The organism is Kitasatospora sp. NPDC057518, from assembly GCF_042802075.1.
Lineage (GTDB): Bacteria > Actinomycetota > Actinomycetes > Streptomycetales > Streptomycetaceae > Kitasatospora.
Genome location: NZ_JBHVEU010000098.1, coordinates 1 through 22,959, shown reverse-complemented (window position 1 = coordinate 22,959; position 22,959 = coordinate 1). Strand labels below are relative to the sequence as shown.

The following is a 22,959-nucleotide window of genomic DNA, read 5'->3' as shown; positions in this document are numbered from 1 at the left end:
ACCGCGAAGAGGGCCCGGTTCGGCGAACCGGGCCCTCCCGCCTACGACGACACCGCGTCGGTCAGGGGCCTCACAGCCCCGGCGATCTCAGAGGTCTCTGAGGTCTCAGAGGTCTCAGAGGTCGAGACCGGTCAGGACCATGACCTTCTCGACGGTGTAGTCGTCCATCGCGTACTTGACGCCCTCACGGCCGACACCGGAGTCCTTGACGCCGCCGTACGGCATCTGGTCGGCACGGTAGGACGGCGCGTCGCCGATGATCACACCGCCGACCTCCAGCTCCCGGTGGGCGCGGAAGGCGGTCTGCAGGTCGTGGGTGAACACGCCCGCCTGGAGACCGAACGCCGAGTCGTTGACGGCCGCGAAGGCCTCGTCCACGCCGTCCACCCTGTGCAGCGACAGCACCGGGCCGAACACCTCGGCCTTGGCCAGGATCGCGTCACCGGGCAGGTCGGCCAGCACGGTCGGGGCGTAGGTCGCACCCTCACGGGTACCGCCGGTGAGCACCTTGGCGCCCTTGGCGACCGCGTCCTCGACCCAGGACTCGACGCGCTTCGCGGCGTTCTCGTCGATCAGCGGGCCGACATCGGTCGCGTCGTCGGCCGGGTCACCGGTGACCTGCGCCCTGACCTTGGCGACGACCTTCTCCGCCAGCGCGTCGTACACCGAGGCGTCGGCGATCACCCGCTGCACCGAGATGCAGGACTGGCCGCCCTGGTAGTTCGCGAACATCGCGATCCGGGTGGCCGCCCAGTCCAGGTCGGCCTCCGAGGACCAGTCGGCGAGCACCACGGCCGCGGCGTTGCCGCCGAGCTCCAGGGTGCAGTGCTTGCGCGGCACCGAGTCCATGATCTGGTAGCCGACCTTGTCCGAACCGGTGAACGAGATCACCGGCAGGCGCTCGTCCTGCACCAGGGCCGGCATCCGGTCGTTCGGCACGGTCAGGATCGACCAGGAGCCGACCGGCAGGTCGGTCTCGGCCAGGATCTCGCCCAGCACCATCGCCGACAGCGGGGTCGACGGAGCCGGCTTCAGGATGATCGGGGCGCCGACCGCGATCGCCGGGGCGACCTTGTGGGCGACCAGGTTCAGCGGGAAGTTGAACGGGGCGATCCCCAGCACCACACCGCGCGGGAAACGGCGCACCACCGCGAAACGGCCCACGCCGCCCGGGTCGGTGTCCAGCCGCATGGTCTCGCCGTTGGTGCGGCGCGCCTCCTCGGCGGCCCAGCGGAAGACCGACACCGCGCGGCCGATCTCACCGCGGGCCCACTTGATCGGCTTGCCGTTCTCGGCGCTGACCAGCTGGGCGAGCTCCTCGGTGCGCTCGGTCAGCCGCTTGGCCACGTGGTCCAGGGCGGCGGCACGCTGGTGCGCCGGGGTGGCGGCGAACACCGGCAGCGCGGCCACGGCGGCGTCCAGCGCCTCCTCGACCTGCGCCTCGGTCGGGATGCTCACCTTGCCGACCAGACGGCCGTCCCAGCTGTTGTGCACCTCGAAGTCGGCGTCACCGCTCGCCCGGCGGCCGGCGAGCCAGAAATCGTACGTGGTGGTCACCGTGGTACCGGCCCTCTCCTCGTCTGTCCTACGGCCCACGGACGTGGGACCCGGTTTTGAGGGTAGGCGCGGCGGCGCGCCGACCGGATTGGCCGACTAGGAGCGTTCGCCCCCGGGGCCACTCCACCGCGTCCTACCGGTGCCCCGCGGGCCGCCGGAACCCCACACCCCGCCGGCGCCTCACTCCTCGCCGGAGCGCAGCGCCAGCCACAGCTCCATCCGCACGTCCGTGTCGTCCAGCGACCGGCCCAACAGCTCCTCGACCCGGCGCATCCGGTAGCGCAGCGTGTGCCGGTGCACACCCAGGTCCGCCGCCGCCGCGTCCCACTGGCCGTGCCGCGACAGCCACGCCCGCAACGAGGCCACCAGATCCCCGCGGGCCGTCCGGTCGTGCTCCCGCAACGGCCGCAGCAGCCCCTCCGCGAAGGCCGTCACCGCGTCCTCGCCGAGCAGCGGCAGCAGCGACCCCGCGCCGACCTCCTCGTGGTCCACCGACCGGCGGCCACCGCGCAGCGCCACCGCCAGCGCCCGCTCCGCCTGCGCGTTCGCCGTCCCCGCCTCCTCCAGCGCGGCCGGCGCCGAGACGCCCAGCGACAGGCCCTCGTGCTCCTCCACCGCGCCCAGACAGGCCCGGTGCACCGCGCCGTTGTCCAGCGCCAGCACCATCAGCCGCGGCCCGTGCGCACCGTCCTCCCGCGCCACCAGCAGCTTCTCGCCCACCCGGGCGCCCGCCTGCTCGGCCCGGTCGCCCAGCTCCCCGAGCGCCTCCGCGGCATCCGCGTTGGCCGGACCGGCCCCGGCCACCAGCACCCGTATCGTCCCCTCCGGCAGCCCCCCGAACAGCCCCACCGCCACCTGGCGGGCCGTCGCCACCTCACCGGCCAGCACCATCCGCAGCAGCGCCGCGCCCATCCGCTCCTCGGCCTGCCGCAGCTCCCGCGAACGCTCCAGGGTGAGGGTCAGCAGCGCCACCGCCGCGTTCAGCACGTACCGCTCGGTCGGCGTGATCCGGTCCTCGGTCCCGACCGCCAGGAAACCCCGGGCCCGCCGGTCCGCCCCCAACGACTGGACCACCACGTAGTCCTCGTCCGCCGTGTCTATCCCCGGCGCGCGCCCCTGCAACGCCGCACTCGACGGCGCCGGACGCCGACGCAGCCGGTCCACCTCCGCCGCCAGCCGCCCCGCCCGGCGCGCCGCCCAGTCCGGCGCCACCACCGACAGCGCACCCGACCCGTCGTACAGCGCCGCCCAGCCACCCAGCCGGGCCGCCAGCCGGCGCACCACCGCCGTCGTGCCGTCCTTGCCCAGCGCCGCCCGGGTCAGCTCCTCCTGCGCCTCGAAGCTGGTCGTCACCGCCTCGTACTGCTCCGCGGCCAGCGCCGCCGACACCACCTTGCTGATCGCGATGAACGGCGTCGGCTCCGGCACCCGCAGCAACGGCAGCCCGCGCTGCGCCGCCGCGTCCACCAGCGGCTGCGGCACCTCCGTGTGCGACAACCCCACCCCGAGCCCCAGCCCGACCACCCCCGCGTCGGCCAGCCGGTGCACGTACGCCTGCAACTGCGCCGCCGTACGGCCCAGCTTGATACCGGTGGTGAGCAGCAGCTCACCACCCTCCAGGAACGGCGTCGGGTCGTCCAGCTCACTGGTGTGCACCCAGCGGACCGGCCGCTCCAGGTGATCCGCACCGGCGAGGACCGTCAGATGGAGCGACGTGTTGCGGACGACGGAGGCGAGTGTGGGGGGCATGGCACCTTCGAAGGATCGACCTGACCGCGCCGTTGCGGCCGGGCGAGGAGAGGGACGTGGGACTGGTGAGGGTCTCTCCCCTTCATTATGGACGCCCCGGACAACCCGCACTGCCGAATCCACCTCGAAGGCGACTTCCCCCGCCGCCCGCCCTCAGCCCCTGAGGTCCACCAGCAGCGGCGGAACCTGCTCCCCCGACACCGCCGTCAACGACACCACCGCATGCCCCGCCGGCAACGCGTGCGCCAGATCCGACGGCGACCACCGCAACCGCTCCACATCCCGCGTCGTCACCGACTCCGTCTGCGCCGTCGTCCCCGACAACGCCTTCCGCCCGACCCGCCCCGCCCGCCGTATCACCCCACCGGAGGTGTCGGGGGTGTGGGTGACCTCCGTCTCGTGGACGACGTGCGTACCCCACGCCTCCGAGAAGAACTTCCCGTCCCAGGGAGCGATACCGGGGAAGACCATCCGACAGCCCACCGCCCCGAACAAGGGGGTCCTCAGCGATTCCGGCAGATCCATCAGGGTGCGGAGCAGCAGCACCGCGCCCGCATTGGCTCCCCGCATCCGCTGGAGGCCGCGAACGGTGTTCGCATCCAGTGCGGCGGACGCATCGTCCACCACAAGTCCGGCGAACAGAGAGCGGTCCTCGCGGCCGGCTGCCGCCACGACGAACTGTCCCACCACGAGACGGGAGAGGATCCGGGACGCCTCCGGGTGGCTCCGCTCGGGCAGCTTCACCCGAACCCGGAGAGGGTGGTCGAGCGCACGCATGGCGAAGGGAAGACGGCCTGTGCCGTCCGTGGCGAAGGCTCCTTCGAACGCCGGCCGGTCGAGCAGTGCCAAGCGGTCCGCAAGAAGGACCCCCGGGTCATCGGCGCGCTCCTGATGCCGCTGCCGGTACTCGAGGTCCCGCTCGTAGACCGGCAACCGACCCGTTGTCCGAAGAGCCTTGACGAGCGGTTCCATCACGCCCGGCTCCCCGGAGAGAAGCGCCCGCAGTTCCCGGACCCCCGGGTAGCGCCCGTAGGCGGTGCTGAACGGTCCAACCACCTGTTGAAGGGTCGTCCGGGCGCTCTCCGCGCGCGCGATCAGTTCGTCCGGCAGCAACGCGTCCGCGAGTCTGGCGGCTGCCTCGTCGGGATCCTGCGTCGCTCCGTAGAGGTCCAACCCGTAGACCGAACCCGGCTCGCCCGGGGCGATCACCACGTCGTACCAGTCGTCCGGGCCGAGGTCCGCGTCCGCTGCGCCGACCACTACGACGCATGCCGTCCCAGCCAATGTCTGGAGGCACAGGGCCTCCGTGACGGGACGGGCGAGTCGAGCCGTCTTGCCGGTTCCGGCGGGGCCGACAGCCAGCAGCGACGTCCCCAGGACGGTCGGGTCCAAGGCGAATCCGGTCGACCGGTGGCCGTGCGGGTTCTTCACCACGTCCTGCGTCGTGCCGAGCCGCACCTGTTGCAGCAGCAGGTCGTGCCAGGCCTTCCTGGTCGCCAGGTCCCGGGCCTCCGAGGGATGCGCAAAAGCCGCAGCACCGCGTGCGAGCACCTGGTCGACGAATGCGGGGAGGAAGACGGCATCGGCCTGGGCGGACTCCCACGCCCGCTGGATCCGGACGTAGTCGACGTCCCCGGCCTTCGAGTGGTCCAGTTTCTCGGCCGCTGCCGACGCTCCGCCAGATCGCTGGGCGAACCACGGGTCGGCGGCGGGCAACAGCTCAGCGCCGCCAGCAGGCCTGGCCGGGGCGGGCCCCTCGTGGGTGATCGCCCGAGCAAGGACCGGAGCGACGTTCCTCCGGTACCCGGAACGTGTGAGGAACCGGCGGCCGACCTCGCGCCACCGGCCGGTACGCCAGAACACCGCGGCCGCGCAACCGATGGTGACCAGGTTGATGAGGACCTGGACGGTGTTGAACTGCTCCGGCGACGTCCCGGCGAACCCTCCGAGGAGTCCCACCACCCACACGAGCACGAACGTACCGATGTAGTAGGTCGCGACAGTGGCGACAAGGTTCAGGACGGCACGCCACAGCAGCTGCCCGGTCGGAACCTTCGCCTCCTCCGCCTCGGTGGGATCGGTCCACTTGTAGCCCTGCCGGAAAATCCCGGGAGCTGCCTCCGGCCGAGGAATCGCCACCCACACCGGAAGGTCGAAGGTCCCGTCCGAGCCCGCCGCGGGCCGTTGGTGGGGCAGGGGGGTCGGGGGTCTGGTGGTGGTGCGCTCGCCGTGGTGGTGTGCCCCGTCCTGTGCCATGTACGGTCCCGCTCCCTCGCCCGCCCGCCCGGCCCGACCGCCGTCGGTGCCGCCATACCCATGCCGCCGTACCGGCGACACGCCCGCGCTCAGGGTAGTGGAGCGCGGCCTGCGGGTAGTCGCGCCACCCGCGCTGGCCGTGCCGGACAAGTCGGACGGCGCACTGCTACCGAGTGGCGCGTGCCGGGGTGGGGAGGGCGGCCGTAGCCTGCGAAGCACCGAGCCGAGAAGTCTGGAGATACCCCATGAGCGCCGCAACGCCGCTCCCGCAGGAGCGCCGCCTGGTCACCGCGATCCCCGGTCCGAAGTCGCAGGAGCTGCACGCCCGCAAGCTGGGTGCGGTGGCGGCCGGTGTCGGCACCACCCTGCCGGTGTACGTGTCCCGTGCCAACGGCGGCGTGCTGGAGGACGTGGACGGCAACTCGCTGATCGACTTCGGCTCCGGCATCGCCGTGACCAATGTCGGCAACAGCGCCGAGGCCGTGGTGGCCCGGACGACCGAGCAGCTGGCCAGCTTCACGCACACCTGTTTCATGGTGACCCCGTACGAGGGTTACGTGGCCGTCGCCGAGCAGCTGAACGAGCTGACCCCGGGTGACCACGAGAAGCGCACCGCGCTGTTCAACTCGGGCTCCGAGGCCGTCGAGAACGCGGTGAAGATCGCCCGCGCCTACACCAAGCGCCAGGCCATCGTGGTGTTCGACCACGGCTACCACGGCCGCACCAACCTGACCCTGGCGCTGACGGCGAAGAACATGCCGTACAAGCAGGGCTTCGGTCCGTTCGCCCCCGAGGTCTACCGGGTTCCGGTCGCCTACCCGTACCGCTGGCTGACGGGTGCGGAGAACGCCGCCGCCGAGGCCGCCGCCCAGGCGATCGACACCATCAACAAGCAGATCGGTGCCGAGAACGTCGCCGCGATCATCATCGAGCCGATCCAGGGCGAGGGCGGCTTCATCGAGCCGGCCAAGGGCTTCCTGCCGGCGATCGTGGAGTTCGCGAAGGCGAACGGCATCGTGTTCGTCGCGGACGAGATCCAGACCGGCTTCTGCCGCACCGGCCAGTGGTTCGCGTGCGAGGACGAGGGCATCGTCCCGGACCTGATCACCACCGCCAAGGGCATCGCCGGCGGTCTGCCGCTGTCCGCGCTGACCGGCCGCGCCGAGATCATGGACGCCGCGCAGACCGGTGGTCTGGGTGGCACCTACGGCGGCAACCCGGTGGCGTGTGCCGCCGCGCTGGGTGCCATCGAGACCATGAAGGAGCAGGACCTCAACGGCAAGGCGCAGCGGATCGGCGAGATCATGCTGGGCCGTCTGCGGGCCATGCAGGAGAAGTACGAGATCATCGGCGAGGTCCGCGGCCGCGGCGCGATGATCGCCGTCGAGCTGGTGAAGCCGGGTGGCAAGGAGCCGAACGCGGAGGTCACCGCGGCCATCGCCAAGGCGTGCCACGCGGAGGGCCTGGTCGTGCTGACCGCCGGCACCTACGGCAACGTGCTGCGCTTCCTGCCGCCGCTGGTCATGCCGGAGCACCTGCTGAACGAGGGCCTGGACATCCTGGAGGGCGCGTTCGCCGCTCTCTGAGCGGTGTCGCCCGTCAGGTCGTGAACCCCTTCCGGAGGGTTGTCCGGACAGCGCTGAACGGCCCGTGGGGACCTCTGGTCCGCACGGGCCGTTCGGTTGTCCGGGCGCGTCGCGCGGGCGGCCGGGGCATGATCGACGGGGCGCCTCCGAGGTTGCCCCGCGCAGGGTGAAGATGGTGTGCGGAATCGCTGAAGGCGCTCGGCGCGGAAGGGCTGTTGACGTAGTGTCATCGCAGATGGACAGCGAGCCTCAGCCATGGGCGCGGCCGTCCGCGGGGCCCCCTCCGGGGCCGGTTCCGCGGGTGCCGGACGAGGACGACCAGGTCGGCCCGGGAGGGCCGGCGCACACCGAAGGCCGATCGACCGACCGTCCGACCCACACCCCCCGGGGCGCACGGAACGGCGATCATCAGGGCCGCCCCGGAGCTCTCCCCCCTGCTCCGGGGCGGCTGTCCGTCGTCCTGGGCCGGGTGGCCCGGTCGGTGGCCGTCCCGGTGACGGCGGCGGTGCTGCTGGTGGTGGTGTCCTGGCAGGTCGCGGTGGAGGGGCCGCTGCTCGGCGTGGACCGTTCGGTCCGCCGGGCCGTCCGTACGGCCCACCGGGACGTCCCGGACGCGCTGCTGGACCGGCTCGGCCACTTCCTGTCGGACCTGGGCGGCGGCGTCCCGGCGGTCCCGGTGCTGCTGCTGGCCGGCGCGCTGGCGGCCTGGCGGGGGCGCCGGGCCGGGGCCGGGCGCTGGTGGCTGCCGCTGCCGGTGGCGGCGCTGACCTCGGTGCTGATCCCGCTGCTGGTGGTCCCGGCGAAGTCGGCCTTCGCCCGGCCCGGTCCGCTCGGGGAGCCGCTGACGGCGGGCCAGTGGGGCTGGTACCCGTCCGGGCACACCGCGACCGCGGCGATCTCGTACGGGGTGGCGGCGCTGCTGCTGGCCCGGGTGGCGGGGCCGCGCGCCGCCCGGGGGCTGGCGGCGGGTGCGGCGCTGCTGTCGCTCGGGGTGGGCGCGGGTCTGGTGTGGAGCGACTTCCACTGGCTGTTGGACGTGGTGGCGAGTTGGTGCCTGGCCGTCCTGGTGCTGTGGCCGCTGGCCCGGTGGCTGCCCGGGCCGGGCGCCGGGGGCGGTCAGGCCTCGGGGTCCTCGTTGCGGTGAACCAGGCCGGGCTCGCCGTTGTCCCGGTGCCACTCGATGACGAGTTCGTCGCGGGCGCCGAAGCGGACCAGGTGGCGGCCGACGACGTCCTCCAGGCCGGGCAGCTTGTCGCGCTCGCCCTCGACGGTGAGCAGCAGCGCGTCCGGCTGGGCCTCCAGGGTGGCGGTGCCGGCGCCGAAGACCATCGTGCCGCGGCCGGTCTCCTCGGAGTAGACGGCCTCGATCTTGCGCCCCATGTGGGCGGTGAGCTGCTTGGCGTAACGGCCCGGGCGGTCGGTGGCGACGCGGGCTTCGGAGCGGGGCATGGGCCCTCCAATGGTCGGGGACGGGAACTTAGGGTTCCCTCACTTGGGAGCAACGCTAACCCAGATACTGAGCCAAGCTCAACATATTTCCGCGATCGTCTTCCGCCGCCCGCCACGGGCCCCGGACCGACGGCTACCCTTGGGCGGACGCCAGCCGAGGAGACCGCCGATGACCACCACGCCGACCGACGAACCGGCGGACCCCTCCCCCGGCCCCCGGCCCGGCACCCCGGGCACCGCCGCCGAGCTGGCCGACGCGATGACCAGGGCGATCAAGCGGATCCGCCGTCAGACCGGCTGGCGGCTGGAGCCGTACGGCATCACCCCCGGCCAGGCCCGGGCCCTGCGCACGCTCGCCCACGTGCCCGGCTGCGAGACGCCGGACCATGCGATGCGGCTGAGCGACCTCGCCGACAAGCTGCACATCGCCCCGCGCTCGGCGACCACCGTGGTCGACGCGCTGGAGGAGGCCGGCCTGGTCGAGCGCAGCCCCGACCCGGCCGACCGGCGGGCGGTGCGGATCCTGCTGACCGAGGCCGGACGGGCGGCGGTGGAGCGGATCGGGCAGGTCCGGGACGAGGTGGCCCAGGAGTACTTCGGCGAGGTCAGCCCCGCCGACGAGGAGGTGCTGCTGCGGGTGCTGCGCTCCGCCGAGGCCCGCTTCCTCGCAGCCGGGCCGCCACGCCGCTAGCGGTACCGGGACGCAGCGCGGTGATCCCGATCCCGGTGATCACCAGCAGCGCGGCCGCGGCGGCCGTCGGGCTGATCCGTTCGCCGAGCAGCAGCCAGGCCGAGGACATCCCGAACACCGGCACCAGCAGCGAGTAGGGCGCGACGGCGGTCGCGTCGTAGCTGCGCAGCAGGAAGCTCCAGGCGACGAAGCCGAGCAGGGTGGAGGCCAGCCCGACGTAGCCGATCGCGCCCAGTCCGGCCGGGGTGATGTCGCGCAGGGCGCGCAGGTCCGCCTCGGGGCCCTCGACCAGCAGGGACAGGCCCAGCAGCGGCAGCGGCGGGACGGCGCTGACCCAGACCATCCAGCGCAGCGCGTCCGGCGGCGCGGCCCTGCGGGTCAGCACGTTGGCCAGCCCCCAGGCGACGGCGGCCAGGACGACCAGGGCGAAGGCCCCGAGCGGGCCTCCGGCGCCCTGGTCCCAGGCGCTCAGCGCGATGCCGGCGAAGGCGACCGCCAGGCCCGCCAGCCGCTGCCCGCCGGGGCGTTCGCGCAGCAGCACGGCGGCGAACAGCGCGGTGAAGCCGGCCTGCCCCTGGAGCACCAGCGAGGAGAGCCCGGCTGTCATCCCGGCGTGCATGCCGAGGAAGAGCAGTCCGAACTTGACCACCCCGAGGACCACGCCGACCGCCAGCACCCAGCGCCAGGCCACCTTGGGCGGGCCGACGAAGAAGACCGCCGGCACCGCGACGACGGCGAACCGCAGGGCGCAGAAGAGCAGCGGCGGGAAGTTGTCCAGGCCGACGTGGATCAGGACGAAGTTGAGGCCCCAGACGGCGGCCACCAGGACGGCCAGGGCGATGTGGCGGGGGCTCATGCCGCCCCGGCCGCCGGTACCGCCCGTGCCGGTCGTGCTGCCCGTACTGCTCATGCTGTTCCGGCCGCTCGCAGCGGCGGCGGTTGTCGCGGTCATGGGTCGAGCATGGTGGCGCCGGACCGTTCAGCACCAGCGATGAATTCTGAAGAGGACGCTTTAGTATCGCTGCATGATGGACCTGGGGCGCCTGCGGGCGCTGCACGCGGTGGCGGTGCACGGCTCGGTCGGCGGGGCGGCCGCGGCACTCGGCTTCACGCCCTCGGCGGTCTCGCAGCAGATCGCCAAGCTGGAGCGGGAGACCCGGACGGTGCTGCTGGAGCGGCAGGGCCGCGGCGTGGTGCTGACCGACGCGGCGCGCGAGCTGGCCGTGACCGCGCAGACCGTGCTGGGGCTGGTGGAGCAGGCCGAGGTGCGGCTGGAGGAACAGCGCGGCCAGGCCGTCGGGCGGCTGCTGGTGGCCGCGTTCCCGTCCGGTGCCCGCGGACTGATGCCCGGGGCGCTGGCCGACCTGCGGCGGCGCTGCCCGGAGCTGGACGTCCGGCTGCTGGAGCGCGACCCGTACCCGGCGGCCGAGCTGGTGGCCCGGGGCGAGGTGGACCTGGCGCTGGTGCAGGACTGGCCGACCGTGCCGCTGCCGGTGCAGGAGGGGGTCTCCCGGATGGACCTCGGTACGGACCCGGTGGACCTGCTGCTGCCCGCCGACGACGACCTGGCCGCGCTCGACCCGGTGCCGGTGGAGCGGCTGTGCGGGCAGCGCTGGATCAGCGTGCCACCGGGCAACATCTGCCACGACTGGCTGGTCCGCACCCTGCGCGAGGCCGGCGAGGAACCGGACGTGCGCTACCAGGTCGGGGAGTTCGAGACGCAGATCGCGCTGGTCGCGGCCGGTCTGGGGATGGGCCTGGTGCCGAGGCTCGGGCGGGGCCCGCTGCCGCCCGGGGTGGCGGCCCGCCGGGTGGCGCCGGAGCCGGGCCGCCGGGTGTTCGCGCTCTGGCGCTCCCAGGCCTCCCGGCGGCCGGCCATCACCGAGGCGCTGGCCTCGATGCGGGAGTGCTGGGGGCGGCTTCCGGGCTGAGGGCCGCGGCGGCCGGTCGCCCGACCGCCGGGCTGATCGGTCCCGGTCGCGGTCTCGGGGCTGGGACCAGGGCGAGGACCGGTGCGGGCCTCAGCCGGCGAAGCCGATCACCAGCCACATGAAGCCGACCCCGGCCACGGTGCAGAGCAGGGTGCTGCGCGAGGGGTGCGGGCTGTGCGCCTCGGGGAGGATGTCGGAGGTCGCCAGGTAGAGCAGGAAGCCGGAGAAGAAGCCCAGGTAGAGGCCGAGCAGGTGCCCCGGGATGGTGAACGCCAGGGTGATCGCCGCGCCGGACACCGGGGCCACCGCGTCCGCGGCGAGCAGGGTCAGCGCCCGCCGCCGGTTGTTCCCGTACAGGCGGGTGATCGTGTACGTGTTGAAGCCGTCGGCGAAGTCGTGCGCGACCACGGCGATGGCCACCACCGTGCCGACCGTGGTGCCCGCCTGGAAGGCGGCGCCGATCGCGAAGCCGTCCATCACGCTGTGCCCCACCAGGGCCAGTGCGGCGGTCAGCCCGACGCCCTGGTGCCCGGCGGAGCGGGCGTCCCCGTGGTGGTGGCCGTGGGAGTGCGCGGCGTACTCGCCCTCGTGGCCGCGGTGGATCGCGACGGCGCGCTCGATCACGTGGATGGTGAGGAAGCCGGCCGCGAACAGCAGCAGCGCCTGCGGCACGCCGTGCACCTCGCCCGGCGCCTGGTGGAGCGCTTCGGGCAGCAGGTCGAAGGCGACCACGCCGAGCATCAGTCCGGCGGCGAAGCCGAGCACCAGGTGGCGGCGGTCGCGGGTGCGCTGGGCGACGAAACCGCCGATCAGGGTCATCAGGAACGCCGCGGCGGCGACCAGTACCGCGGTCATCGGTCCGGCTCCTTCACAGGTCCGGCCGAGTCGCCGGGGCCTTCGCCGGGTGGTGCGCCGAGCGCTCTGCCCATTCCTCTCCCCCTGGGATCCGCCCGTGGCCGGGCCGACCGCCGACCGTACCGGACGCCCGTTCGACGGTGATCACCCGGGGGTGCCGGGGCCGGGGTGCCGTTCCCCCAGCCTCGGCCCGGACCTGCCGGGGCGCCCGACGGATGGGCCGTTCGGGTGAGGCCGGCGACGGGCCGACCCGCCGGGACGGGGCGGTGGGCAAAGGCTGCTGAGCAGGGCCGATGTGGTGAGCGGGCAGCGGGTCAGCCGCCGGTGGCGAGCGGCAGGCCGAGGTGGGTGTGGGCGAGTTCGCGGACGCCGTCGCCGTCGATCAGGTGGATGTGCCGACGGCCCTCCTCGGCGGTGAGGTCCAGCACCTCCTCGGTGAACCGGCCGGTGGTCAGCCGCAGGCCGCGCTCGGCGGACTCCTCCCCGACCGCCTCGGCCAGGGTCTCGATCTGCTCGGCGCCGATCGACCCGGTGTCCCGGGAGGCCCACACCACCCAGCGGCCGGGCAGCGAGGTGCCGGGGGCGCCCTCGCCGGTGGCGACCAGCCCGGCCGGGCCGCGCAGCCGGACGCTCCACTGCGCGATCCCGCCGCGGGTCAGCAGGTCCCGCACCAGTTGGGCGAACTCGTTGGCGGACAGGTCGGCGGCGGCCGGCACGGTGGCCCCGGCCTGGGCGGCGGGCCGGACACCGGCCCGGTCGTACGGGTCCGGGGTGACGGCGGCGCCGAGCTGGCGCAGCCGTACCAGGGCCTCGTCCTGCTCGGCGTCGGCGTAGACGCCCTCGTCGTCGCGCTCCTCGTACGGGGTGCCCGGCGGCAGCAGCCGGGTACGGGCCAGTGCGTCTCGGTCGGCGTCCACGCTGACCAGGCAGAGCGGCTCGGCCGTGGCGGGATCGCGCAGCCAGCCGTTGAGGACGACGCCGGCGAGTATCTCGTCGGTGTCCACGGCATCGGCGGCCTGCAGGGCCCGCAGGGCGAGCCGGGCGACCAGCCGCAGGTAGTCGGTGGCCCGGTCCGCGGGCGGGCGCGGCACCGGGAGGATGTCGCCGTCCGGGGCGAGCCGGTAGCCGGCGAGCGAGGGCACCAGGTCGAGCGGCGGCAGGTCGAGGTCCAGCACGGCGGTGCGGGTGAGCGGGCGGAAGACCGCCCGGCAGGGGGCGGGCAGGTCCTGGGTGGCGGTCTCGGCGGCGGCCAGCGCCCGTTCCAGCAGCGACTCCACGGCGGCCGGCTCGGCCAGCCGGTAGGCCCGACGGCACTCCTCCAGGCTCTCGTTGTACTCGCGCACGGCGCGGGCCCGGGCCTCCTCGGCCGCCTCGTGGGCGCGCCGGGACTCGTCGGCGGCCGGGCTGCCGGCCTCGGCCCGGCGGGTGCGCCACTCGCGCAGGGCGCGCTGGTGGGTGAGCCGGGCCTGGGCCAGCTCGCGCTGGTAGCCGGAGTCGAGCAGCCGGCGGGACGGGCCGCCCTCCGGGTCGGCCACGGGCGGTTCGGCGGGCGCGAAGTCCTGCCAGCGGGGCTCGGACTCCTCCTCGGCGCCGCCGCCGGGGCCGTCGGCCGGGTAGGGACGGGGCTGGTAGTGGCGCAGCTGGCTCTCGAAGTCCATGGCGGAGACGGGCAGCGCGGCGCGGCGCAGCAGGTCGGCCAGCCGGTCGTGCTCGGCCTGGACGGCGCGGGTGCGGTGGTGGGTCAGGGTCGCGGCCCGGGCGTGCGCCGCCACGGCCTCGTCCGGGTCGGCCTCGCCGGGGCCGGGCTCGGACGGTCCTTCACCGGTCGGTCCGTTGCCAGTGGGGCCGTTGTCGGTGCGCCCGTTGCCAGTGGGGCCGTTGTCGGTGCGCCCGTTGCCAGTGGGGCCGTTGTCGGTCGGTCTGTCACCGGTCGGCCCGTCGCCGGACGGGCCGTCACCGGTCGCACCGCCACGGGGGCGGTCGGCGGCGGCGCCGTCCGGCTCCTGGCCGTTCTCGGCTCCGAGGTCGCGGAAGACCGAGGCGAGGAAGCCCGGCCGGGGGAACTGGACGGTGGCGGTTCCGTCGGACTGGCCGTCTGCTGAGTACTGCATCGGTCGTCGTTCCCCCATGCTCGTCCGGCGCCTGCCCGGGGCGATCGGCGAACCTGTGGGCCCGCCCCTGCCGGACATTGTCCCCCGAACGGGCGCGGCGGTCAGCCAAGCCGCTCAGTTGGTCCGGGTGTTGGTGAGGTGCAGGCCGATGTAGCCGACGTAGATCCGGCCGCTGCCGGAGCAGTCGTCCAGGTAGTGCAGCCGGGGCGCGGTGCGGCCGCCGCCGATCCGCAGGTGCGCGCCCATGAACGCGCGCCGGGAGGAGTCGACGCATTCCGGCACCGGCAGCATCCGCTCGCGCTTCCACTTGGTGTGGCTGAACACCGTCCGGGACTCCCCGCGGACCGCCTTGCGGGGCGGGAAGCGGTGACAGCCCTCGGGGGTGCGCTCGCACCACTGCTTGAAGTCCCCGCCGGCCGCACCGCGCACGGCCGCCTCGGCGTACTCCTGGAGTGCCGTCAGCCCGTCCCAGGCGAGCCGGGCCCAGCCGGCGCCGGCGCACTGCAGCTCGTCCAGGGCGAGCGCGACCTTCTGGTCACCGGTGAAGGTCACCAGCGGGAACTCGCCCAGTCTGGCCATGAGTTCGGTGAAGGTGTCGGGCGTGCCGCAGCGGTCGGGGGGCTGGACCACGGAGTGCGGCCCGCCGACCGGTCCACTGCCCGGTGCCACGCAGTGGCGCCCGGTCAGGGCGCGGGCTCCGGAGCGGAGACGACCCTCCCGGACGTCCCGGCCGTCGCGGCCCTCCCGGCCCTGGCCGCGTTCCCGGTGTTCGCGGCGCTCCACGCGCAGGGTGTGCCGGACCCGCTCCAGCTCGTCGGCCCTGGCCTGCTGCTCGGCGCGGTCCTGTTGCTCCTCCCGGGCGAGCGCGGCCAGTTCGACGCCCTGGTACGGGGCGGCCGGGCCGGAGGTCCGTTCGACGACCTGCTCGACGGTGCCCGCGGGCATCCGCTCGACGGTCTCCTCGGCCACCTGCACGACGGCCTGATCCGCGCTCGGCTCCACGGTCCGTTCTGCTGCCTGCTCCGCGTCCCGGCGGAGCTGCGGCGGCGGGACGCGCAGCACCGGGACGGCCGCCAGCGGCGGTGGCAGCGGCTGCTCCGCGGCCAGGCGGCGCGGCTCGCGGGCGAGCAGCCCGGCGGCGCGGCGCAGGTCCTCTTCTATTCGGCCCCGGGCGAGTACCGGATGTCGGGCGCTGTCCTGCCGGGAGGCCGGGTCGACCTCGGGCAGGTAGGTGCGCACCGCCCCGCCGTAGACGGTGTGGTACTCCAGCGCGACGTTGAACCCGGTGCGGGCGCCGGGGTCCAGCACGTAGGCGGTGGCGAGGCCGGGCAGCTGCTGGCAGAGCGGGGCCACCACGTCCCGCACCCAGCTGTCGAGCGGCAGGTTCACCGGGACGCTGGCCACCACGGTGGGCAGCCTGCGCTCGGGGTCGCACAGCTCGTCGATCAGGGCGTCGACCTCGTCGGCCGTGATCACCCGGGGGCCGGAGTGCACGACGGTCGGGCCGTCGGTGGCGTCGAGCAGCGGGAGGAGCGTGCGGGCGAGTTCGGGCACCGGCACCCGGCACGGGGTGCGCACACCGCTGCCGGTGCTGTGGGTCTCGGCCTCCAGCCGGACCCAGGTGGGGCCGTCGGAACCGGTGGCCACGGTGAGGGTGAGCTGCTGGGTGCCGTGCGGGGCCGGGGTGCGCAGGCGGCGGCGGTCGTACCGCCCGGCGCCCGGGCCGCCGCGCAGCGGACCCTGGTCGCGGTCGAGCAGGACGCGCTCGCCCAGGCGGAGGCGCTCGGCGGTGGGAGCCGGCTCGGTGCCCTGCTCGGCGGGGGCGCGGTGGGCCGGCGGGGGCTCCTCGAAGCCCTCCTGCTTCAGCCAGCAGGCCAGTTGTTCGTCGGCCAGGGCGACGGCCTCGGCGTGTGAGAGGGCCGTGGTGACCGTCATCCGGTAGGGCGTCGCGGGGCCGCGGGGACCCGGCAGGTCTGCGGCGGCGTGCGAGCGGACGCGGTTCGGGGCGGGGCGGTTCGCGATCGGATGGTTCGAGGTCGGACGGCTCGTCGGGTGGTTCGTCGAGTGGCTCGTGGGGCGGTTCGAGGTCGGGTTCGTCGCGGACTGGGAATTCGAGGTCGATCGATCCGAGGTCATGCGCATACCTCCGTGGTGCGGGGTGGGGTCCTGTGTCCTCCATCGATGGTTTCGTCCGGTTCTGCCGGAGCCTTGCCCAGGAAACGCCACGGCCCGGAGCGGAAGTTCCAACTCCGGGCTACGACACTACGTTCGGGTGAATCTGCTCAAGCGGTCTTCCGCGTGGCGCGGGGCCTGGGCTACGGGAAACGGCCGGTCACGGGCCGTCCGACGGATCGTCCGACCCCCGGGGCCCAGGAGCTACCCCCCGCCCCGGCGACCAGAGCGGCACCTCGGGTCAGACCGGCACCTCGACGTACGTGCGGCCGGCCGGGACCGCCACCGCGGTACCGCCGGTCGCCTCGGCCAGCCAGGTGTGGAAGTCCGCCACGTCCGGCTCCGGCACCCCCACCTCGATCCGCACCCCGGCGGCCTCGTAGGCCAGGTCGCTCACCGTGTACCCGGCCGCCCGCAGGTCGTTCTCCACCCGCCCGGCCCGGACGTGGTCCACCGTCACCGCGAGCAGCGCGACCGGGCGGCGCTCCAGCAGGCCGACCTCGTCCACCGCCTCCGACACCGCGTTCCCGTACGCCCGCACCAGGCCGCCCGCGCCGAGCTTGATCCCGCCGAAGTACCGGGTGACCACGGCGACCGTGTCGGTCAGCCCGCGTCGGCGCAGCACCTCCAGCATCGGCACCCCGGCCGTGCCGCCGGGTTCGCCGTCGTCGCTGGAGCGCTCGCGGCGCTGCTCGTCGCCGACCACGAAGGCGGTGCAGTTGTGCCGGGCGTCCCAGTACTGCTTGCGGATGCCCGCGATGAAGGCCTGCGCCCCCTCCTCGTCGGTGACCCGGGCGAGGTGGCAGATGAACCGGGACTTCTTGATCTCGGTCTCGTGGCTGCCGGCCCGCCGGATGGTGAGGTACGGCCTGGCGGTGGGCTCCGGCGTGGCGGACATGGCGCGGGGGTCCTCCCGAGGACGGTGAAGGCTGACGGCGCGCGCCCCGGGACACCGGGGCGGCACCGCCAGCCTAGTTGGCGCACGACGGGAGGGATCAACGGCCGGGGGCCGGGAGCCGGCCGAGCCGGAGGATCGACGGCCGGGACCCGACTGTCGGACGCGGACGGGTCAGCGGCCGGCCAGGGCGTTCAGCCGCCCGCGGTCCAGGCCGGTCAGCGCGGTGACCTCGGCGAGGTCGACGGCGCCGCAGTCCAGTCCGCGCAGCAGGTAGCCGCTCAGCGCCCGGGCGGTGGCCGGCTCGTCCATCACGTCGCCGCCCGCCTTGGCGACGTACGCGGCCAGCCGCGCGGCGGCGGCCGCCAGGCCCTCGCGGTAGAAGGAGTAGACGGCGACGTAGCGGGTGGGCAGGTGTGCCGGGTGCATGTCCCAGCCCTGGTGGTAGGCGCGGGCCAGCGAGCGGCGGACCAGTCCGTGGTGGAGCTTCCAGGCGGCGTGCACCTGTTCGGTGGAGCCGGTCGGGACGACGTTGGTCGAACCGTCGGAGAGCCGCACCCCGGTGCCCGCGGCCGCCACCTGCATGACCGCCTTGGCGTGGTCGGCGACCGGGTGGTCCATGCTCTGGTGGGCCGCGCTGACGCCGCAGGCGGCGCTGTAGTCGAAGGTGCCGTAGTGCAGGCCGGTGGCGCGCCCCTCGGCGGCCTCGATCATCCGGGCGACGGTGGCCCGGCCGTCCGGGCCGAGGATCGCCTGGGTGGTCTCGATCTGGATCTCGAAGCCGATCCGGCCGGCGGGCAGCCCGGCCCGGCCCTCGAAGTCCTCCAGCAGCCGGACCAGCGCGGTGACCTGCTCGGCGTAGGTCACCTTGGGCAGGGTCAGGACCAGGCCTTCCGGGAGCCCGCCGTTGGCCAGCAGGGTGGCCAGGAACAGCTCCAGGGTGCGGATGCCGCGGGCCCGGACGGCGGCCTCCATGCACTTGGTCCGGATGCCGAGGTACGGCGGGGCGCCGCCCTCGGCCACCGCCGCGGCGACCAGTTCGGCGGCGCGGACGGCGGCCGCGTCCTCCTCGGCGTCGGGGCGGGGTCCGTACCCGTCCTCGAAGTCGATCCGCAGGTCCTCGACCGGCTCGCGCTGCAGCTTGGCGCGGACCCGGGCGTGCACGTCGGCGAGCAGCTCGTCGTCCGCGACGCCGAGGGCTCGGGCCAGTTCGGCGGGGGTGGCGGCGTGGCGGTCGAAGGCCTCCAGGGCCCGGCGGCCCCACTCCCGCACGGTGTCGGCGCCGAAGGCGTCGGCCGGGACGTAGACGGTGTGCACCGGCTGCCTGGTCCCGGGCTCACCCGGGTAACGGCGCGCCAGATCGGCGTCGACCGGGGCGAGCAGCGCCTCCACGGCGGCGCGGGCCCCGGTGGAGAAGGAAGCCCCGTCCGTCGGCCCGTTTCCGTCGACCCCGACCCGTGTCATCCGCACTCCCCATGCCGAACCAGCGCTTCAACAGTTTGTTGAGGCGAAGGTAGCTCCGGCGGGATCGGGCGTCAATGGCCGCCCGAGCCCTGGACGGTGGCGGCGGCGGTCAGTCCCGCCCGGCGGCGGCGTAGCGCTCGTTCAGCTCCGGGTAGAGGTCGGCGACCTCCTTGGGGTGGACCGAGCCGTCCGGTCCCTTGCCGGTGACGCCGTACTCCCTGGTCAGCCAGTCGGCGAGGCGCTGGGGGTCGGGCTGGTGGCTGTGGGCGTCCATGTACGAGACGAGCGCGGCGTAGGCGACGTCCGGGTCGAGGCGCGCGGGCGCCGGGGAGAACGCGGACTGCTCGGCGCGGGCCGACTCGGCGGCCGGGACCGGCTGCGCCAGCTCGGCGGGCTGCGCGAACTCGGCGGGCTGCTCGGGCTGATCGAACTGCTCGGACCGCTGCTGCGGGCCGACCGGGTGCTGGGCCTGCGGACCGGGCGCGGGCGCGGGGGCCGGGCCCGGGGCGACGGCTGCGGCAGGGGCGGGGGCGGGGGCGGAGGCGGGCTCCTCGGCGACCGGGCGCGGGGGCTTGAACCAGGGCGAGGCCTGCCCGGGCACCCGACCGCCCGGGGCGGCGTCGGTCGGGTGGCCGGTGGTGCGGACCGGGCGCTCGGTCCAGACGTTCAGCTCCTCGCCGCGCGGCTGCGGGGCGGCCTCCGCCGCCGCGTCCGGCTCCTGGGCGGCCCGCAGCCGGACGGCGGCCAGCTTCGCGAGCATCGGCGCGGCGACCTCGGCGGACAGCGGGGCGACGGCAGCGGGCGCCTGCGGCTGCGGCTGCTCGGGCTGGCCCTGCGGCTGCCCCTGGACCTGGTCGGGCTGGGCCTGCTGGGCGTGCTGGACCTGCGGGGCAGCCGGCTGGACGGCCTGCGGTGCCTGCTGCGGGTGCGGGGGCTGCTGGGCGTGGGCCTCGGCGGCCGGGGCGATGGCCGCGGCGACGCGGTTCTCCTGCGGGGCCACCCCCGGCGTCTCCTGCTCCGCCGGCACCTCCTTGACGTCGCGCGCCCGGCCGTCGTCGTCGAGCCGGTCGAGCAGCGCCGGGTCCAGCGGCACACCGAACTTGGCGAGCTTGAGCGGCAGCAGCGCCTGGATCGGTGCCGAACGGCGCCAGCCGCGGCCGTACCGGAAGCGCAGCTGCGCCCGGTAGACCAGGCGGTTCTGCTCCAGCCGGATGACCTCGTCGTAGGAGCGGAGCTCCCAGAGCTTCATCCGCCGCCAGAGCCGGAAGGTCGGCACCGGGGAGAGGAGCCAGCGCATCACCCGGACCGACTCCATGTGGCGGTCCGCGGTGATCGCCGCGATCCGGCCGACCGCGTGCCGCGAGGCCTCGACCACGACGACGAAGAGCACCGGGATGACGGCGTGCATCCCCATGCCCAGCGGGTCGCCCCAGGAGGCGGCCGCGTTGAAGGCGATGGTGGCGACGGTCAGCAGCCACGCGGTCTGCCGCAGCATCGGGAAGGGTATCCGCAGCCAGGTCAGCACCAGGTCGAGCGCGAGGAGCACGACGATGCCGGCGTCCACACCGATCGGGAAGGCGTAGGAGAAGGCGCCAAAACCCTTCTGCTCGGCCAGGTCGCGCACCGCGTTGTACGAACCCGCGAAGCCGATGCCCGAGATGATGAAGGCACCGGCCGCGACCAGGCCGAGCAGGCCCCGATGGGCCTTGGTGAGCGTTGGGCGTGCCATTACGTCTATCAACCCCTGGATGTCGGCTGCTGCCGTACGCTGCCTCGGCTGCCGGGTCCCGTTTGGTCGGGCCGCCGGACCCCGTTGGTCGGGCCGCCGGACGGCTGGGCAACCTCCGGGCTCGGCTCACCGGAGTTTACTCGTACAGGTGTTTAGCGTGCCCACAGCCTGGGGTGTCACAGTGCGGCGGCCCGACACCCGGCCCCCGGCACCACGCGGGGTCGGAGCGGAGGCGCCGCCGGATCGTCAGCCGGTCTGCCCCGCCGTGCCGTTGAGGTAGGTCAGCACCGCCAGCACCCGGCGGTTGGCGTCCTCGTCGGGGGCGAGTTCGAGCTTGCCGAAGATGTTGGCGATGTGCTTGGCCACCGCGCCGTCGCTCACCGAGAGGCGGGCGGCGATCGCCGAGTTGGAACAGCCCTCGGCCATCAGCTCCAACACCTCGCGCTCGCGCGGGGAGAGCCGCAGCAGCGGACCGGGCCGGCGCGAGGTGGTCTGCATCAGCTTGGCGATCACGTCCGGGTCCATCGCCGTACCGCCCGCCGCCACCCGGCGGACCGCGTCGATGAACTGCCCGGCGTTGAACACCCGGTCCTTCAGGAGGTAGCCGATCCCCCCGGTGCCGTCGGCCAGCAACTCCCGCGCGTAGAGCTGCTGGACGTGCTGCGACAGCACCAGCACCGGCAGGCCCGCGATCTCCCGACGGGCCTTGAGCGCCGCCTGCAGGCCCTCGTCGGTGAGCGTCGGGGGCAACCGGACGTCGACCACGGCCACGTCCGGCCGGTGGGTCAGCAGCGCGTCCAACAGCTCGGGCCCGGTCTCCACCGCCGCGGCGATGGTGAAGCCGTGCGCTTCCAGCAGCCGGATCAGGCCTTCGCGAAGGAGGTAGAGGTCCTCGGCGAGGACAACTCGCACGGCAACTCCAAGGTGATGGTGGTGGGTCCGCCCGACGTGCTGTCGATGGAGAGGACACCGTCGAAGGTACCCAATCGCTTCTCGATCCCGCGCAGTCCGGTCCCCCGCGAAGGGTCCGCCACCCCCACCCCGTCGTCCGTCACCGTGACCCGCAGGAAGCCGGCCCGGTAGAGGATGTCCACCCACACCTGCTCCGCCTCCGAGTGCTTGGCCGCGTTGGCCAGCAGCTCGCAGATGCTGAAGTACACGGCGGCCTCCACCGGCGCCGGCGGCCGGTCCGGCAGGCTCACGCACACCTCGGTCGGCAGGGCGCTGTCCAGCGCCAGCGCCCGGACGGCGTCGCCCAGCCCGCGCTCGGCGAGCACCGGCGGGTGGATGCCGCGCACCAGGTCCCGCAGCTCCTGGAGGGCCCGGGCCGAGGACTGGCGGGCCTCGGCGAGGAGCTCCCGCGCGGCCTCCTGGTCGGTGTTCATCAGGTGCTCGATGGTGCCCAGCGTCATCCCGATCGCGACCAGTCGCGCCTGGGCGCCGTCGTGCAGGTCCCGCTCGATCCTCCGCAGCTCGGCGGCCTGGTTGCCGACCGCGTCCGCCCGGGTCTCGGTCAACTCGGCCACCCGCCTGGTCAGCTGGGCGTTCGTCGCCCGGCCGTCCTGGTCCAGCACCCGGCGGGCGGCCTCCACGTACCCCCGCACCGCGTACGGTGCCGCGAGTATGCCCGCGACGATCATGGCGGCCCCGAGCACGGCGCTCAGCAGGACGGCCACCATCCGGCTGCTCAACGGGCCGAACCCGTCCGCCGGCACCGGCCCGGCCAGGATGTAGGCGCCGCCCAGCCCGAGCAGGACGGCCACCGGGCCGGCCAGGGCCACCACGAGGAACGGGTTCGCCAGCAACCAGAGCAGCTCGGCGCGGGTGGTCCGGTCCCGCAGGCCCCAGTGGACCACCTGGACGTACTTCGCCACCGTCCGCGACCGGTGGTAGGTGTAGCCCGTCCACCAGTGCCCCCGGCCGTCCAACTCCAGCTCCGGCCGGGGCTCGTAGACCACCGGCAGCCGGATGCCGAACCAGCGCTCCAGCTGGCCGCGGGTGCGGTTCGCGGTACGGCGGATGCTGGCCGCGGCCACCACGGCGCCGACGGTCGCTGCCACCAGGAGCGAGAGGAAGACGCCCAGGTCGTACGACTGCAGGAGCCGAGCCGTGACCGCCCCCGAGCAGATCGCCGCGCCCACCGGCAGCACCACTCCCGGCACCGCGGCCAACACCACCACACCGAGCCGCGCCAGCCCCTCACCGCCGGCCTTGAAGGCCGCCTGGGCCTGAGCACGTACGGACGCGCCGCTCGTACGACTCACTGTTGTCACGGGAAGCTCCTGATGCCGGTACCGATCGTCCTCCATCAGTCTTCACGAACCGTCCATCACCCACACTGGCCATGGCACCCCAAAACCGAGGTAGACCTAGGACCACCTGTGAGTGGAGGAAGTGACACCGACCGATGAGACAGTCTGAAAACGCGAAGAACCCCCATCCGGGACCCGGATGGGGGTTCTTCTGAAGAATTGTTCGGCGGCGTCCTACTCTCCCACAGGGTCCCCCCTGCAG

17 protein-coding genes are annotated in these 22,959 nt (G+C 74.2%); 4 read left to right on the top strand and 13 right to left on the bottom strand.

Annotation, left to right across the window (positions count from 1 at the left end; translation table 11 throughout):
* Positions 1-114: 114 nt before the first annotated feature.
* The 3 genes from ACFU7Z_RS13065 to ACFU7Z_RS13055 all read right to left on the bottom strand — a co-directional run bounded on the left by ACFU7Z_RS13065 (position 115) and on the right by ACFU7Z_RS13055 (position 5,562).
* Positions 115-1,557 carry an aldehyde dehydrogenase family protein gene (locus ACFU7Z_RS13065; protein ID WP_049651300.1) on the bottom strand — a complete coding sequence of 481 codons (1,443 nt, stop codon included), beginning with the start codon at positions 1,555-1,557 and terminating at the stop codon, positions 115-117.
* 180 nt (positions 1,558-1,737) lie between these two features.
* On the bottom strand, positions 1,738-3,306 hold the full coding sequence (locus ACFU7Z_RS13060) for a PucR family transcriptional regulator (RefSeq protein WP_049651301.1): 1,569 nt from the start codon (positions 3,304-3,306) through the stop codon (positions 1,738-1,740).
* Positions 3,307-3,459: 153 nt separating this feature from the next.
* A complete protein-coding gene (locus ACFU7Z_RS13055) occupies positions 3,460-5,562 on the bottom strand; it encodes an ATP-binding protein (RefSeq protein ID WP_380777560.1) in 2,103 nt (700 codons plus the stop codon).
* 245 nt (positions 5,563-5,807) lie between these two features.
* Here ACFU7Z_RS13055 and gabT point away from each other — a divergent pair, with 245 nt between their 5' ends.
* Together gabT and ACFU7Z_RS13045 are read left to right on the top strand one after the other, a co-directional pair.
* Positions 5,808-7,148: a 4-aminobutyrate--2-oxoglutarate transaminase gene (gabT, locus tag ACFU7Z_RS13050; protein ID WP_049651302.1), complete on the top strand. Its 1,341-nt coding sequence runs from the start codon at positions 5,808-5,810 to the stop codon at positions 7,146-7,148.
* A 469-nt stretch (positions 7,149-7,617) separates the two neighbouring features.
* A complete protein-coding gene (locus ACFU7Z_RS13045) occupies positions 7,618-8,292 on the top strand; it encodes a phosphatase PAP2 family protein (RefSeq protein ID WP_380777559.1) in 675 nt (224 codons plus the stop codon).
* Here ACFU7Z_RS13045 and ACFU7Z_RS13040 read toward each other — a convergent pair.
* On the bottom strand, positions 8,265-8,597 hold the full coding sequence (locus tag ACFU7Z_RS13040) for a DUF2218 domain-containing protein (protein ID WP_049651304.1): 333 nt from the start codon (positions 8,595-8,597) through the stop codon (positions 8,265-8,267). The two genes, ACFU7Z_RS13045 and ACFU7Z_RS13040, sit on opposite strands and share 28 nt — an antisense overlap.
* A gap of 169 nt (positions 8,598-8,766) precedes the next feature.
* Between ACFU7Z_RS13040 and ACFU7Z_RS13035 the strand changes: the two genes are divergently transcribed.
* Positions 8,767-9,288, top strand: coding sequence for a MarR family winged helix-turn-helix transcriptional regulator (locus ACFU7Z_RS13035; protein ID WP_049651305.1), 522 nt, complete (start codon positions 8,767-8,769; stop codon positions 9,286-9,288).
* On the opposite strand, the gene ACFU7Z_RS13030 is transcribed toward ACFU7Z_RS13035, so the two are convergent.
* A complete protein-coding gene (locus ACFU7Z_RS13030) occupies positions 9,203-10,144 on the bottom strand; it encodes an EamA family transporter (RefSeq protein ID WP_380777561.1) in 942 nt (313 codons plus the stop codon). The two genes, ACFU7Z_RS13035 and ACFU7Z_RS13030, sit on opposite strands and share 86 nt — an antisense overlap.
* A 169-nt stretch (positions 10,145-10,313) precedes the next feature.
* Here ACFU7Z_RS13030 and ACFU7Z_RS13025 point away from each other — a divergent pair, with 169 nt between their 5' ends.
* Entirely contained in the window at positions 10,314-11,219 is a 906-nt protein-coding gene (locus tag ACFU7Z_RS13025) for a LysR family transcriptional regulator (RefSeq protein WP_049651306.1), read from the top strand.
* A gap of 90 nt (positions 11,220-11,309) precedes the next feature.
* Here ACFU7Z_RS13025 and ACFU7Z_RS13020 read toward each other — a convergent pair whose 3' ends face one another.
* The 8 genes from ACFU7Z_RS13020 to ACFU7Z_RS12985 all read right to left on the bottom strand — a co-directional run bounded on the left by ACFU7Z_RS13020 (position 11,310) and on the right by ACFU7Z_RS12985 (position 22,718).
* A complete protein-coding gene (locus ACFU7Z_RS13020) occupies positions 11,310-12,074 on the bottom strand; it encodes a ZIP family metal transporter (protein ID WP_049651307.1) in 765 nt (254 codons plus the stop codon).
* A gap of 314 nt (positions 12,075-12,388) precedes the next feature.
* Positions 12,389-14,185, bottom strand: coding sequence for a restriction endonuclease (locus ACFU7Z_RS13015; protein WP_380777558.1), 1,797 nt, complete (start codon positions 14,183-14,185; stop codon positions 12,389-12,391).
* A 114-nt stretch (positions 14,186-14,299) separates the two neighbouring features.
* On the bottom strand, positions 14,300-16,120 hold the full coding sequence (locus ACFU7Z_RS13010) for a hypothetical protein (protein WP_380777557.1): 1,821 nt from the start codon (positions 16,118-16,120) through the stop codon (positions 14,300-14,302).
* A 478-nt stretch (positions 16,121-16,598) separates the two neighbouring features.
* Entirely contained in the window at positions 16,599-17,255 is a 657-nt protein-coding gene (locus tag ACFU7Z_RS13005) for a YigZ family protein (protein WP_049659555.1), read from the bottom strand.
* Between the two features lie 171 nt (positions 17,256-17,426).
* On the bottom strand, positions 17,427-18,716 hold the full coding sequence (locus tag ACFU7Z_RS13000; RefSeq protein WP_380777556.1) for a DUF6986 family protein: 1,290 nt from the start codon (positions 18,714-18,716) through the stop codon (positions 17,427-17,429).
* Between the two features lie 109 nt (positions 18,717-18,825).
* Positions 18,826-20,445, bottom strand: coding sequence for a DUF2637 domain-containing protein (locus tag ACFU7Z_RS12995; protein ID WP_380777555.1), 1,620 nt, complete (start codon positions 20,443-20,445; stop codon positions 18,826-18,828).
* 246 nt (positions 20,446-20,691) lie between these two features.
* A complete protein-coding gene (locus ACFU7Z_RS12990; protein WP_049659962.1) occupies positions 20,692-21,357 on the bottom strand; it encodes a response regulator transcription factor in 666 nt (221 codons plus the stop codon).
* Positions 21,309-22,718, bottom strand: coding sequence for a sensor histidine kinase (locus tag ACFU7Z_RS12985; protein WP_380777554.1), 1,410 nt, complete (start codon positions 22,716-22,718; stop codon positions 21,309-21,311). Before ACFU7Z_RS12985 ends, ACFU7Z_RS12990 begins: the two co-directional genes overlap by 49 nt.
* Positions 22,719-22,959: the final 241 nt, after the last annotated feature.

What these genes read in the sequence shown, in the direction of transcription:
- ACFU7Z_RS13000 (WP_380777556.1), bottom strand. Translation starts at nt 18,716, where the DNA reads ATGACACGGGTCGGGGTCGACGGAAACGGGCCGACGGACGGGGCTTCC.
- ACFU7Z_RS12995 (WP_380777555.1), bottom strand. Translation starts at nt 20,445, where the DNA reads ATGGCACGCCCAACGCTCACCAAGGCCCATCGGGGCCTGCTCGGCCTG.
- ACFU7Z_RS13010 (WP_380777557.1), bottom strand. Translation starts at nt 16,120, where the DNA reads ATGACGGTCACCACGGCCCTCTCACACGCCGAGGCCGTCGCCCTGGCC.
- ACFU7Z_RS13030 (WP_380777561.1), bottom strand. Translation starts at nt 10,144, where the DNA reads ATGAGCCCCCGCCACATCGCCCTGGCCGTCCTGGTGGCCGCCGTCTGG.
- ACFU7Z_RS13015 (WP_380777558.1), bottom strand. Translation starts at nt 14,185, where the DNA reads ATGCAGTACTCAGCAGACGGCCAGTCCGACGGAACCGCCACCGTCCAG.
- ACFU7Z_RS13060 (WP_049651301.1), bottom strand. Translation starts at nt 3,306, where the DNA reads ATGCCCCCCACACTCGCCTCCGTCGTCCGCAACACGTCGCTCCATCTG.
- ACFU7Z_RS13005 (WP_049659555.1), bottom strand. Translation starts at nt 17,255, where the DNA reads ATGTCCGCCACGCCGGAGCCCACCGCCAGGCCGTACCTCACCATCCGG.
- ACFU7Z_RS13055 (WP_380777560.1), bottom strand. Translation starts at nt 5,562, where the DNA reads ATGGCACAGGACGGGGCACACCACCACGGCGAGCGCACCACCACCAGA.
- ACFU7Z_RS13025 (WP_049651306.1), top strand. Translation starts at nt 10,314, where the DNA reads ATGATGGACCTGGGGCGCCTGCGGGCGCTGCACGCGGTGGCGGTGCAC.
- ACFU7Z_RS13020 (WP_049651307.1), bottom strand. Translation starts at nt 12,074, where the DNA reads ATGACCGCGGTACTGGTCGCCGCCGCGGCGTTCCTGATGACCCTGATC.
- ACFU7Z_RS13040 (WP_049651304.1), bottom strand. Translation starts at nt 8,597, where the DNA reads ATGCCCCGCTCCGAAGCCCGCGTCGCCACCGACCGCCCGGGCCGTTAC.
- ACFU7Z_RS13035 (WP_049651305.1), top strand. Translation starts at nt 8,767, where the DNA reads ATGACCACCACGCCGACCGACGAACCGGCGGACCCCTCCCCCGGCCCC.
- gabT (WP_049651302.1), top strand. Translation starts at nt 5,808, where the DNA reads ATGAGCGCCGCAACGCCGCTCCCGCAGGAGCGCCGCCTGGTCACCGCG.